Source organism: Streptomyces sp. TP-A0356, assembly GCF_001417775.1.
Classification (GTDB): domain Bacteria; phylum Actinomycetota; class Actinomycetes; order Streptomycetales; family Streptomycetaceae; genus Streptomyces.
The window spans coordinates 359,617-371,946 of record NZ_BBZJ01000015.1; the positions used below are offsets into that span (position 1 = coordinate 359,617).

Consider the following 12,330-nt stretch of genomic DNA (forward strand, 5'->3'; position numbering starts at 1 on the left):
GGAGCAAGGATGTCCGCCGAGTCGCACCGCATCTCCCGCCTCGAACCGTATCTGAACCGGTCGGAGCCCGCCCCCACTCTTCTGAAGATGCTGGTCGGCGTGCAGTTGGCCGGCATCAGGGAGGACGCGGGGCTCTCCCAGGAGCAGGCGGCACGGGCCCTCGGGTTCAGCCCGGCGAAGCTGTCACGCATCGAGGCGGGCAAGGGACGCAGGCCGCCCACGGAAGGCGATGTGCGGGCGCTGCTGCGACTGTACGGGGCCGACGACTACGAGGCCTCGGTGCTGGTCAAGTTGCTGCACCGGGCCGGTGAGCCGGGCTGGTGGCAGCGCTATGACAAGCGGCTGATGCCCGAGTGGTTCGACCGCCTGGTCGGACTGCAGGAGGCGGCCGCCGCCATCCGTACCTTCGAGATCCAGTACGTTCCCGGGCTGCTGCAGACCGCGGCCTACACCCGGGCCGTGGTGGAACGCGGTCTGCCGACGGCGTCGGCGGCCGAGGTGCAGCGCCGGGTGGAGCTGCGGATGCGGCGGCAGGAACTGCTGCGGCGTCCGGACGCTCCTCAGCTGTGGGCCGTGGTCGACGAGTCGGTCCTGATGCGAGTGCTGGGCAGCCGGGAGGTGATGCGGGAACAGCTTGAGCACCTCGTCGAGATGGCTCGGAGCCCCCATGTCACCGTGCAGATCGTGCCGTTGGACGTGACGAACGCGTCCGCCCCGGCGATCCCTGTCACCTATCTGCGCTTCGGCGGCCTCGATCTTCCCGACATCGTCTACCTGGAGCACATCAGGAGCGCCCACTTCCTGGAGGACCGCGACGAGACCGAGGAGTACCGGGTCGCACTGGACCGGCTCGCCGACGAGGCACTCGACCCGCGTGAGTCACTGGCGCTGCTGCGGAAGACGCTGGAAGAGCGGTACTCCGCCCGGTGAGCCGGGGCGTGGGTCTCAGCGTATGCGGCCCGCTCCGCCGAACTCGATCCACTCCTGGGTGAGTTGGCGGGGTGCCACTTCGGTGTCCGGGCGCCAGGTGGACACCTCCACCAGGCCCGGATCCAGGATGTCCATCCCCTCGAACCAGGCGGCGACGTCCTTCTCCTGACGGACGCGTCCCCAATGTCCCTGCGTGGCACGGTCCATGAAGTCGGTGACGAAGTCCCGGACCTCCGGATCCTCGCTGACCAGCTGACACATCACCATCAGGCTTCCGGGCACCAGCCGTTCGGCCACGCGGCGGGCCAGGGCGGGCGGCCCGTCCGTGTCACTGTCCGGGATGCAGTGCATCACCGAGTTGAAGAGCACCGCCACCGGCTGTGAGAAGTCGATCAGCCGCAGGGTCTCCGGGTGGGAGAAGATCGTCTCGGTGTCCCGCATGTCGGCCTGGATGACGGCGGTGCGCTCGTCCTGCTCCAGCAGCGCCCGGCCGTGCACCAGCACCATCGGGTCGTTGTCCACGTACACCACGTGGGAGGTGGGCTCGACGCGCTGCGCGACCTGGTGGACGTTGTTCCGGGTGGGCAGTCCGGATCCGTGGTCGAGGTACTGCCGGATGCCGTGTTCCTCCGCCATCGTCCGCACGACCCGCTGCAGGAACCGGCGGTTGTTCAGCGCGAGCGCCCGAGTGCTGGGAACGACCTCGTCCAGCTCTTCGCAGGCGGCCCGGTCGACCGCGTAGTTGTCCTTGCCACCCAGGTAGTGGTCGTACATTCGGGCCGCCGTCGGCACCGTCGCGTCGATCGACGTGGACAGCTGCCTGCCAGACTGCATCGTCCCCCCAATCCGGGCCGCGCCGTCGGAGCCGGCTCGGCGGGGACCCCATCCTAGAGAAGCGGCGTCTGCCGGTGCCAGTCCCCGAAGGAAGTACCCGTTCGGCGTCAACTGCCCCGCGCACGCGCCGCGGTGAGGAAGCGTCGTACCCCGGTGCGCATACCGTCCAGTAATATCTGCGCGGGCAGGCCCCGAAGGAGGATCCGTGTCGCGATCGAAACGCTCACCGCTGTTGCTCGGGGGCCTGTTGGCCGCCGCGGGAGTCGGTCACTTCGTCGCGCCGCGGCGGTTCGACCCCCTCATCCCGCGCGCCCTGCCGGGCAAGCCACGGACCTGGACCTACGCGAGCGGCGCCGCGGAACTGGCGCTGGCGGCCGGGGTGGCGCTGCCCCGCACGCGTCGCGCCGCCGCCCGGGCGGCCGCCGCCTTCTTCGTCGGCGTGTTCCCGGCCAACGTGCAGATGGCCGTGGACTGGCGGCACCGCCCCGCACCGCTCAGGGCCGCGGCCCTTGCCCGGCTTCCACTGCAGGTGCCACTCGTCCTGTGGGCGAACGGCATCGCCAAGAACACGGAGACCCCGTCATGACCGGTCGCATCGAAGTAGGCACCCACGTCGCGGACTTCGCACTCCCGGACGAGACCGGAACACCGCGACGACTGTCGGACCTTCTCGCCGAGGGGCCGGTCGTGCTGTTCTTCTACCCTGCCGCCCTCACCCCGGGCTGCACCGCCGAGGCGTGCCACTTCCGGGATCTCGCCGCGGAGTTCGCAGCCGTCGGCGCACGGCCGGTCGGCATCAGCGGCGATCCGGTGGACCGCCAGCAGGAGTTCGCCGGTCGCCACACACTGGGCTTCCCGCTGCTCTCGGACGAGGACGGGACGGTCCGTGAACGCTTCGGGGTCAAGCGCGGCTTCTCCGTCGCCCCCACCAAGCGCGTCACCTTCGTCATCGGCGAGGACCGCACCGTCCTGGAGGTCGTGCGCAGCGAACTGCGGATGAGCGCCCACGCCGACCGGGCGCTGGCCGCCCTGCGCGCCCGCAGCAGCTGACGGTCGACGGCGCGACGCCGACCGCCACCGGCGAACGGCAAGGTGTTCCAAGTCCACGGCGCCGCCCAGGGCGCCCCGCACCGCCGCGGGTCCGGCTCAACGTAGGTGATCTCGGACGTGGCGTACTTGCAGGAGGTGCAGCTCGCCGAAGGCCGGGGGCCCGGCGCTCCCTGCTGTGGGCGTGCTACAGCGCCGGCTCACTCCGCGGTGCGCGTGAGCCGGAGGGTGGCGTTGACGGTGGTCAGGCCGCGCATCATCCCCATCTGGTTCCAGACCAGGCCGAACTGCTCGCGGTCCACGGTGAACTCCGCCTCCAGCGTGAGCGCGTCCGCGTCGGCCTGCGCGATGCGGGCGGTGAAGGCCTGGGGCCGGCTGATGCCACGCACGGTGAGCTGACCGGTGATCTGAGCGGTGTCACCGGGCCGCGCCTCGGCCGCGCCCACCACGAAGATGATCTCGGGGTGGCGGTCGACGTCGAAGAAGTCGGCCGAGCGCAGGTGCTGGTCACGCTTGGCGTTCTTGGTGTCGAGGGAGGCGGCGCCCACCGTGACGGTGCCCTCGGCGGTGCCGTCCGGCTTGACCTCACCCCGGCCGCTCAGCGCGGTGAAGGAGCCCTTGACGGTGACCAGGCCCCATATCGTCCTGTGCCGTACGGCGACGGTGGAGGCGGTCGGGTCGAGCTGCCACAGTCCGGTTTCGACGGCGACGGTCATGGCGTTCTCCAGGCAGAAGGAAGAGGGGAGCAGAGGTGACGCGGCGGCCGGCGGCCATGTCATCCAAATTTGGATGACTTCACGCTACCCTCTTCTCCAAATCTGAACAACCCACTGATCCACATGTGAACGACGGTGGACCGAGGGCCGACCACCGGCCCCTCCCGTCACCGACTCCGGTGCGAAGGAGCCGGTGACGGCATGCCGAGCGGGGCGTCAGGACGCGGGGCACTGCTTCCAGGCCAGGTGGTAGACGGTGCTGATGTCACCGTCCGTCGAGTCCATGGTCATGAAGCTCGTACTGCCGGACGCCGATGTGCCGGCGTTGACGCGGAGTTCGGTGTTGATGTTGAAGTTCCGCTGCACACCGCAGGGCGCCCAGACCAGCTGGGCCCAGTCCGTGGTGTCCGTCCCCTGCCAGTTGTCGTTGTACGGACCGGTGAACGGGTGGGTGATCGCCGCCGTGTTCGACGACCCCTGGAAGTAGTACGACGCCTTCTCCGTGCTACTGGCACCGCGCTGCAGCGAGGCGAAGCCACGGTAGTCCGCGCGGGCGATGGCGTACGTGAAGCCCTGCGGCACATGGACGACGAGGTTGAGCTGGCAGTTCTTGCGGAAGGCGGTGGGGTCGGAGTTGCCCCCGACCTGGGCGAGGTAGTCGCTGTAGGTCACCGTGAAGGCGGTGTTGTCGGGGGACACGGCGACCGCGGTGGTGCCTTGCGGACAGCCGGAGCCGTTCACCGTGGCGATCTTGATCACGATCTTGTCCGGCGGCGGGTCGGTGATACCGGAGGAGGGGTCCTGCGCGGGCAGTGCGGTGGCGAAGAGCGCCGCTATCGCGCCGCCCAGGAGCAGTCCACCAGCCATGGTTCTCCCATCCGTTGCATCGGTGTTCCGGCGGCCTGTGCCGCCGGGTGTTGGGGGGTGCGACTCCACACATCCGTGCGGGGTCGTCGCGGACCAGTGCGTTGGATCAGATGGTGTGTGCGTGCGGCGTGTATGTCATGCACATGCCATACAGCGCGCATGGGCATCGCCCCGGCCGTGAAAGAGCTGTGAAGGCGCCGGGGGCGACCGCATCGTATGTACTGCGGCGCACGAGCGGAACAACCATCTCCGGCCAATCCCGCGCGTGCCCGGGCACGGGGGGCAGCGGGGACGCCGTCGTACGCAAGTGCTCGCGTCAAGACCATGGCCACACGTGCCCTGAGCAGGGCACCATCACGCCATGGCGCCATCCACGCACCCGCTCCACCGCTCGACCGCCCGGGCCACCCCATGAACCCGGCCCGCATCCCCGGCCTGATCGTGCCGCTCGTCCTCCTGCTCGCTCTCGTGGTCGGCGCGGTGTGGTACTGGCGGCATCGCGGGGACTAGGCCCTTCTGACGGATCTCCGCGGCGAGGTGCGCAGGAGGCCGCCGGGTGCATGGTCCGCACCCGGCGGCTGTCCGTGTCGGCGGATCCAGCAGTCGGCTACCGCTCCGAGGCGCCGGCCTCGTGCTGAACGTCGCCGGAGGCGTCGGCGTGGCCACCGGGCCCGTCGGAGACGCCCTCCGTCTCGTGCTCGCCCGCGCTCTCGTTCTCCTGCTCGGCTCCCGCGCCGGTGTCGGGGGAGGTCTGGTCACCCTGCTGGACATTGTCCGGGTCCGCGGGACCGGACTGCTGGACGACCGAGGAGGGAGTTGCCGCGGCGGCCGAGGGGGAGGCGGCGATCGCGCTGCCGACACCCGCGCCGCCGAGCGCGAGGACACCCGCGCCGATGGCGGCGATCCTGCGCCTGAGCCGCATGGTCGTGAATGGCATGATCTCGACCTTCCGGATGAGTGGTTCTCGGGGACCTACAAGTCGACCCTGCGCCTTCGGCGCTGAGACAGCGGTGTGTGGCGGATGTGCGGCGTTCACATGGACGGGGGCCGCCCGTCGGTGGCGCCGAGTCCCGCCACGGGTCCCTCGCAGGTCGGGAGTTCCAGGCGTACGACGGCGCCGCCGCCCGGACGGTTGCCGACGGCGGCATGGCCCCCGTGCGCTTCGACGACGGACCGGACGATCGCCAGGCCGAGCCCGGCGCCTCCGCCCGACCGCGCCCGGGCCGGATCCGCGCGCCGGAACCGCTCGAAGGCGTACGGCAGGAACTCGGGTGGGAAGCCGGGACCCTGGTCGCCGACCTCGATCACCGCCGTCTGCCGGTTCCGCCCGGCCCGCGCGGTGCCGGCCGTGACCGTGATGACCCCGCCGTCGGGCGAGTGACGCAGCGCGTTGTCCAGCACGTTGTCCACCGCCTGCCGCAGCCCGTCCGGGTCTGCGCACAGGCCGATACGCCCCTCCGACCGCAGGCGCACCTCGATGCCGCGTCCGGCCGCGAGCGCAGCGGCCGCCTGCACCGCCGGGTCGAGGACATCGGTGAGCACCAGCGGCCTCGGGTGCACGAACGCGGTGCCCTCGTCGCTGCGGGCGAGCAGCAGCAGGTTCCCGGCGAGCCGGATCAGGCGCTCGGTGTCGCCCGCCGCCGCGGTGACGGCCTCGGCCAGCTCCTGCCGGGTCCGGCCCGGCCGCGCCGCCAGCTCCAGCTCGGCCTTGAGCGCCGTCAACGGGGTCCGCAGCTCGTGTCCGGCGTCGGCGACCAGGGCGCGTTCCTGCTCCAGGGCGCGGCTCAGCCGCTCCAGCACCGCGTTGATGGCCCCCGCGAGCGCCGCGATCTCGTCCCGTGTGCCGGGCGCCTCCAGACGCGCGCCGGTGTTCCGCTCGGTGATCTCGGCCAGTCGGCGCCGCATGCGGTCCACCGGCCGCAGCGCCGCTCCCGACAGCAGCCACGCCGCGCATCCGGCCACCAGGACCGTCGGCGGCCCCGCGATCACCAGAGTGTCGCGGACATCGCGCACGGCGGCATCGCTGACCTCGGTGTTGGTACCGACCACCGCCATCACCTGCCGGGAACCGCTACGGGCCGGAACCGCGAGCAGCCGGAACCTCTCCCCGCCGTAGGAGACCGTGAACGCCTGCTCCTCCCGCGCCGCTGCACGCAGCCGACCGGAGGGCGCCAACGGCTTGGTTCCCGTCGTCGACTGGAGCACCGTGCCGTCCGGCCCGAGGACCTGCGCGATCTCCTCCACACCCTGCGCCGGGCCCTGCTGGTCCCCCCGCTGGTCCCCCGACTGCGCCTCGGAGGGGGACGGGGACTGCGGCGTGAGGGTGTCCGGCTGCGGCGGCGAGGACGTGGCCAGGCGCGCGACCAGGGAGTCCGACCGGGCGCGCAGCGACGCGTCCAACGAGGCGTTGACCCCTTTCTGCACCTGGGTGACGAAGAGCAGACCGGCAGCGGCCATCAGCACCGCCGCACCGAGCGCGGACAGCAACGCGAGGCGCAGCCGCAGCGGCATGGCGAGTCACCCGGGCGCCGACGCACCGTCGCGCAGGCGGTAACCCGCGCCGCGTACCGTCTGCAGCTGCTCGACGCCGAACGGCCGGTCGATCTTGCGTCGCAGATAGGCCACGTACTGGTCCACGATGTTGGACGCACCGTCGTAGGCGAAGTCCCACACGCTCTCCAGGATGCGTGTCCGCGTCAGAACCTCCCCCGGATGCCTGAGGAACAGCTCCAGGAGTGCGAACTCCTTCGCGGTCAGCTCCAGCTCCACGGCTCCGCGCCAGGCGCGACGGCTCGCCGGATCCATGCGCAGGTCCCCCACCTGCAACACCGGGGGCCGTTCCGCCGCTCCGCGGCGTATCAGAGCCCGCAGCCGGGCGAACAGCTCCGCGAAACTGAACGGCTTCGTCAGGTAGTCGTCCGCCCCCACATCGAGCCCGCGCACCCGGTAGGGCACGGCGTCCCGGGCCGTGAGCATCAGCACGGGCGCCCAACAGCCACCCTTGCGCAATTCGCCGCACACCTCGAAACCGTCGAGCTTCGGCAGCAGCACATCGAGCACGATCGCGTCGTACGGGAACTCAGCGGCCCGCCACAACGCCTCCTGACCGTCCGCGGCGATGTCGACGGCGTAACCGGATTCCTCCAGCCCACGTCGCAGCAGACCCGCCGTGCGCACCTCGTCCTCGACGACCAGCACCCGCATGCGTCCCACGGTAGAACGCTCCCGTGTGAGGAGCGTGTGAGAGGCCCGAGTGCGTCCGGCCGCATGGCGGGAGCGGCTCAGCCCGGCCCTCGTTCCGCCTGCTCGCGCAGGAAGCTGCTGATCTGGCAGGCCAGGCTCTCGGGTCCGCCGTCGGCCCGGGCGCCGGTGCCGGGCAGGCCGTCCGGCACGGTCATGTCGCCGGACCACAGGTATCGGTCGGCCCAGTCGTCGTCCGCCTTCAACTGCACCTGAATGTCGACGCGATGCAGGAAGCTCTCCGGTGCGGCGGCGTACAGAACAGCGGTCGCGCGGCGCAGCGGATAGAGATCGAATCCCTCGATGAATTGCGAGTTGCGCCAGTCGAGAAATGCGCTCTCGCCGTCGGGGCCCGTCCGGATGTCGAGTTGACCGTCTTCGAGATGGATTCCGACCGGTTCCCGCATACGGTTTTCGACGGTCACCCGGAAGCGGAAATAGGTCAGACCCTCGGCGGCCTCGTCACGCCCGCGCGGCGGCTCCGCCATGTCCAGGCCATGGACACGCACACGCAGACCGGCATGCTCGTCTGCGCATTCCTGCCAGTCGCCGATCACATTGGGCTCGCGCACTGTCCACCTCTCCACTTCCGCGCCATGCTTCCTATCCGCGCACGCAACAAGGTGTCAAACGCACGGAAGTCCTCATGTCGAGGGCATTTGCCGTTCTTGATCGCCGATCAAGCCGTGCGCAGCAAGGATCCCACCGAGAGGCGAGCGGAGGGCGGAGGCGCACGTGTCACACATCACGTCCCCGGTCGGCCGGGCGGCCCTGATCCGCGAACCGCCGGGGTGTCATAGCCATGGCTGGCACACTGCACGCCATGTCGACGATCACACCCGCCCGCGCCCTGCTTCTGCTCGTCAGTGGGCTGGTCTGTCTGACCACCGCCAGCGGCGCCCTCATCGGCGCGCTCTACGGCGGCGCCCGGAGCGCTCTGATCGCCGCGGTGTGCGCGGGCGCAGGAGGCGCGCTCGGCACCCTCTTCTTCCGCCGACGTGCGCTGGCGCACTTCGCGACGGCCCGGCGGCAGGCCGGGGCCCGCGGCTACGCCGAAGGCATCGCGCACGGGGTACTCCTCCACGTCGCCGCGTACGAGGCCGCGGTCTTCCCGCGCACGGGGCCCGCGGGAGTCACCCCCGAGGAACGTGCCGCGCGGCGCACGCTCGCCTACCGGACCGCCGCGCTGGACGAAGTGCCCCAGCCGGTGCGCGAGGCCGCGGCCGACGCGCTCGCCGTGCTCGACGCGGCGGACCGTACCGGAGCCGAGGAGGCCCTCGCCCAACTCGCCGTCGCCGTACGGCAGGAGTACGCCCGCCCGTGAGCGGTCCGGGCAACGCCCGTCCGCCCGCGGCCGGTGCGGGGGCCTTGTGGATCACGACACGCCCTGGGTTGAGCAACCTCCTGCCGCGCTGACGTAGCACAGGACATGGCAGCATGCAGGGGCGCCGGGAGCGCGGGCGACCCGGGTTGGACGTACACCGGGGGGCACGGACGATGACGTACGAACAGGGGCCGCTCCGCACGCCCGACGGCGGCGCGCGGACGGCGCCGGCCGGTACGCACGCGACCGGTCCCCCGGCGCGGAACGACCGGGGCCGCTGGGCGTGGCCCCGGCGCCATCGGCGGCCACTGCTCCTGTCGGCGGTGTGCGTGCTGCTGATGCAGATGGCGTTCGCCATGGTCACGACCGCCCTGGAGCAGTCCCCGACCATCGACGAGCCCGTGTACGTGGGCACGTCCGTCGTCTACGTCCGAGAGCACAGCCTGCGGTTCAACCCCGAGCACCCACCGCTGGGCAAGCTGATCATCGCGACCGGCACGGTCTTCGCGCACCCTCGTCTCGACCCCGGATTCCAGGGCGACCAGGGCCGGTTGGGGCGGCGGCTGCTGTACGAGTCGGGCAACGACCCCTGGCGGGTGATGTTCTGGGCCCGGCTGCCGGTGATGGTGGTGACACTGCTGTTCGGGCTGGTCGTCTTCGGTTTCGCCCGTGATCTCCTGGGCTCGGCGGGCGGCCTGGCCGCGCTCGCGCTGTACGCGTTCTCGCCCGATCTGATCACGAACGGTGCCCTGGCCACCCTGGACGTGCCCGCGGCGGGGTTCGTGGTGACGGCGGCGTGGATGCTGTGGCGGGCCAGGCGGCGGCCCCTGCTGTATTTGCCGCTCGCCGGGGTGGCCTCGGGTGCGGCCGTGGCCACGAAGATGAGCACCCTGCCCGCGGTGCCCGTGCTGCTGGTGCTGACCGGGTGGTCGTACTGGCAGGCGCGGGGGGACGCGATGCCACGGTCGCGGCGTGCGACGCACTCCCTGGTGGCGGCCGTCGGCGTCGCGCTGGTTCTGGTCGGCGTCGTGTGGGCCACGTATCTCGTCGTCGATCCCCGGCTGCGGTGGGCGACGCCCGCGAACGTGCCCGCCGTGCACGGCCTGCGCGCCCTGCTGCTCGACTGGCTGCCCTTTCCCGACGCGTACGGCGACGGAATGCGCATCCAGTTCGGTTTCGAGAGCGCGACGTGGCACGGCTATCTGTTCGGCCGGCTCTACTCCGGGTCCCTGTGGTACTACCTGCCGGCCGCGCTGCTGGTGAAGACGCCGCTGGGCATGCTGGCCCTGTGGTGCGGCGGCGCCCTGGCCATGGCGGCCGTGCCACGGCTGCGCTCCGCCGTCCCGTATGTGCTGCTCCTCCCGGCGGTGCTGCTGGCCGCGGCCATGCAGGGCTCGCGCGACCTCGGAGTGCGCTACGCGCTCTTCGTGCCGATGTTCCTGGCCGTCGCCGCCGCCGGTGTGCTCGCGCTGCGGCGGCGGTGGGCGTACGCGGTGACGGCGGCGCTGGTCGGGTGCGTGGCGGTGAGTTCGCTGCGCACATATCCGTACTATCTGCCGTATTCCAACGAGGCGTTCGGCGGTCCGTCGGCCACGCATCTGCGGCTGCACGACTCGAACGTCGACTGGGGACAGGACCTCGGCCGGCTGGCCGCCCGGCTGCGCGAGCGCTACCCCCACGACAAGGACGTCTGGCTCGTCTACAAGGGCAGCGGTGTCCCGTCCTGGTACGGCATCCACGGACACGACCCGCTGAAGGTGCCCCCGAGCCGGGTGCACGGGCTGCTCGTCGTGTCGGACACGTCGATCGCCAAGGCCGAGGGACGGCTTGCACAGCTGCTCAGCGGCAGCAGGGCGATCGACGATGTCGGACACTCGATCACGATCTTCCGGCGCCCCTGAATCAGGGGGCGGACGGCTTGCCCGCCGTGGCGAGCCAGGTGTGGAACAGGGCGTCGAGATCCTGGCCCGACAGCCGCTCGGACAGCTGGATGAACCCGGCCGTGGTGCCGTGGCCGTTGCGGTGCTCGGCCGCCCAGGTGCGCAGGATGCGGCGGAAGGTCGTGTCCCCGACGGCCTTGCGGAGCTGGTGCAGGGCCATGGCGCCGCGAGCGTACACCGGCGTGTCGAAGAGGTGGGCCCCGCTGCCGGGGTCGGCGGGCGGGAACGCCCACAAGCGGTCGGTCGCCGGGCGGGCGTACTGCGCGTCGAAGGCCTGCTGGGCCGTCTCGCCGCCGTGCTGCTCGCTGTAGAGCCACTCGGCGTAGGTGGCGAAGCCCTCGTTGAGCCAGATGTCCTGCCAGCGGGTGAGGGTGACCGAGTCGCCGAACCACTGGTGGGCACTCTCGTGGACCAGGGTGCTCAGGCCGGGCGCTCTGTCGTAGACGGGCCGGGTCTGGGTCTCCAGCGCATAGCCGACGTTCGGTGCCGTGTCGACGACGGCTCCGGCCGCGCGGAAGGGGTAGGGGCCGAAGAGCCCGCTCGCCCAGTCGAGGACGGACGGCAGCTGCCTGAGCACGGGGGCCGCGGCGGACGCCTCGCGCGGGTCGACGGCGTTGTAGACCTTGATTCCGTCCCGCGTGGTGAACTGCTCGACCTCGAACGTCCCTACGGTCGCGGTGGCCAGGTAGGCGGCCATCGGCTCGGACTGGCGCCAGTGGAACGTGGTGTGTCCGTGGGCGGTCCGCTGCCCGACGAGGACGCCGTTGGAGACGGCGGTGCGGCCCTGGGGGACGGTGATGGTGATGTCGTACGACGCCTTGTCCCTGGGGTGGCCGTTGACGGGGAACCAGGTCATGGCGCCCTGCGGTTCGCCCGCCACGAACGCGCCGTCGTCGGTGGGGATCCAGCCGTCGAGCGAGCCGTCGGGGTCGGTGACCGGGTTCGGTGTGCCCTGGTAGCCGACGGCGACGCGGAAGTCCTGGCCCGGGCGCAGGGCTTGCCGAGGGGTGACGACGAGTTCCTGTCCGTCCCGGCGGAAGGACGCCTTGACGTGATCGACGGTGACTCCGGTGACCTCCAGGCCCATGAGGTCGAGGTCGAAGCGGGTGAGGCGCTGGGTGGCGCGGGCGCGCAGGACGGCCTGGCCGTCGAGGTGACGGCTGCCCGGGTCGTAGCCGAGGGTCAGGTCGTAGTGGCGTACGTCGTAGCCGCCGTTGCCGGCGAGCGGGAAGTACGGATCGCCCGCCCCGGACGCGCCGATGGTGCCGGCCGCCGCCGGGCCCGCGGCCGCGAACAGGGCGGCGAGGGCGACGGGGACCGCCCCGGCCACGACCTGTCTGGGAAGGACGGTGGTGCGTCCGCGGGTCTGCCGACGGGATGGCGTCACGGTGGCTCCTGTGGCTGGGGGATGATCACTGGCGGTCAGCTTAAG

At 71.4% G+C, this 12,330-nt stretch carries 14 protein-coding genes; 6 read left to right on the forward strand and 8 right to left on the reverse strand.

The features are described 5' to 3' along the window. Window positions 1-9 precede the first annotated feature (9 nt). A complete protein-coding gene (locus ASC56_RS10195) occupies window positions 10-930 on the forward strand; it encodes a helix-turn-helix transcriptional regulator (protein WP_055490926.1) in 921 nt (306 codons plus the stop codon). Window positions 931-945: 15 nt separating this feature from the next. On the opposite strand, the gene ASC56_RS10200 is transcribed toward ASC56_RS10195, so the two are convergent. Continuing rightward, window positions 946-1,764 carry an SAM-dependent methyltransferase gene (locus tag ASC56_RS10200; protein WP_055490927.1) on the reverse strand — a complete coding sequence of 273 codons (819 nt, stop codon included), beginning with the start codon at window positions 1,762-1,764 and terminating at the stop codon, window positions 946-948. A gap of 205 nt (window positions 1,765-1,969) precedes the next feature. On the opposite strand from ASC56_RS10200, the gene ASC56_RS10205 reads away from it, so the two are divergent. After that, entirely contained in the window at window positions 1,970-2,350 is a 381-nt protein-coding gene (locus tag ASC56_RS10205) for a hypothetical protein (RefSeq protein ID WP_055490928.1), read from the forward strand. Beyond that, complete coding sequence (locus ASC56_RS10210) at window positions 2,347-2,814, forward strand: peroxiredoxin (protein ID WP_055490929.1); 468 nt, start codon at window positions 2,347-2,349, stop codon at window positions 2,812-2,814. Before ASC56_RS10205 ends, ASC56_RS10210 begins: the two co-directional genes overlap by 4 nt. Window positions 2,815-3,011: 197 nt before the next feature. Here ASC56_RS10210 and ASC56_RS10215 read toward each other — a convergent pair whose 3' ends face one another. Both ASC56_RS10215 and ASC56_RS10220 read right to left on the reverse strand, forming a co-directional pair. Further along, window positions 3,012-3,527 (reverse strand): YceI family protein, encoded by a 516-nt coding sequence (locus ASC56_RS10215; protein ID WP_055490930.1) that lies wholly within the window; start codon window positions 3,525-3,527, stop codon window positions 3,012-3,014. 216 nt (window positions 3,528-3,743) lie between these two features. Further along, the gene (locus ASC56_RS10220) at window positions 3,744-4,394 is read right to left on the reverse strand and encodes a DUF4360 domain-containing protein (RefSeq protein ID WP_055490931.1); all 651 of its coding nucleotides are present in this window, start codon (window positions 4,392-4,394) and stop codon (window positions 3,744-3,746) included. Window positions 4,395-4,718: 324 nt separating this feature from the next. Between ASC56_RS10220 and ASC56_RS40550 the strand changes: the two genes are divergently transcribed. Then, window positions 4,719-4,904 (forward strand): hypothetical protein, encoded by a 186-nt coding sequence (locus ASC56_RS40550; RefSeq protein WP_159039627.1) that lies wholly within the window; start codon window positions 4,719-4,721, stop codon window positions 4,902-4,904. Window positions 4,905-5,001: 97 nt separating this feature from the next. On the opposite strand, the gene ASC56_RS10225 is transcribed toward ASC56_RS40550, so the two are convergent. From ASC56_RS10225 to ASC56_RS10240, 4 genes are all read right to left on the reverse strand, one after another. Further along, window positions 5,002-5,331: a hypothetical protein gene (locus ASC56_RS10225; RefSeq protein ID WP_055490932.1), complete on the reverse strand. Its 330-nt coding sequence runs from the start codon at window positions 5,329-5,331 to the stop codon at window positions 5,002-5,004. Window positions 5,332-5,426: 95 nt separating this feature from the next. Further along, the gene (locus ASC56_RS10230; protein WP_055490933.1) at window positions 5,427-6,905 is read right to left on the reverse strand and encodes a cell wall metabolism sensor histidine kinase WalK; all 1,479 of its coding nucleotides are present in this window, start codon (window positions 6,903-6,905) and stop codon (window positions 5,427-5,429) included. A 6-nt stretch (window positions 6,906-6,911) separates the two neighbouring features. After that, window positions 6,912-7,598: a response regulator transcription factor gene (locus tag ASC56_RS10235; protein ID WP_055490934.1), complete on the reverse strand. Its 687-nt coding sequence runs from the start codon at window positions 7,596-7,598 to the stop codon at window positions 6,912-6,914. 77 nt (window positions 7,599-7,675) lie between these two features. Further along, entirely contained in the window at window positions 7,676-8,206 is a 531-nt protein-coding gene (locus ASC56_RS10240; RefSeq protein ID WP_055490935.1) for a hypothetical protein, read from the reverse strand. A 251-nt stretch (window positions 8,207-8,457) separates the two neighbouring features. On the opposite strand from ASC56_RS10240, the gene ASC56_RS10245 reads away from it, so the two are divergent. Together ASC56_RS10245 and ASC56_RS10250 are read left to right on the forward strand one after the other, a co-directional pair. Next, a complete protein-coding gene (locus ASC56_RS10245; RefSeq protein ID WP_055491090.1) occupies window positions 8,458-8,958 on the forward strand; it encodes a hypothetical protein in 501 nt (166 codons plus the stop codon). Window positions 8,959-9,131: 173 nt separating this feature from the next. Beyond that, the gene (locus tag ASC56_RS10250; protein ID WP_079102406.1) at window positions 9,132-10,859 is read left to right on the forward strand and encodes a phospholipid carrier-dependent glycosyltransferase; all 1,728 of its coding nucleotides are present in this window, start codon (window positions 9,132-9,134) and stop codon (window positions 10,857-10,859) included. 1 nt (window position 10,860) lies between these two features. On the opposite strand, the gene ASC56_RS10255 is transcribed toward ASC56_RS10250, so the two are convergent. After that, window positions 10,861-12,285 (reverse strand): M1 family metallopeptidase, encoded by a 1,425-nt coding sequence (locus ASC56_RS10255; RefSeq protein ID WP_055490936.1) that lies wholly within the window; start codon window positions 12,283-12,285, stop codon window positions 10,861-10,863. Window positions 12,286-12,330: the final 45 nt, after the last annotated feature.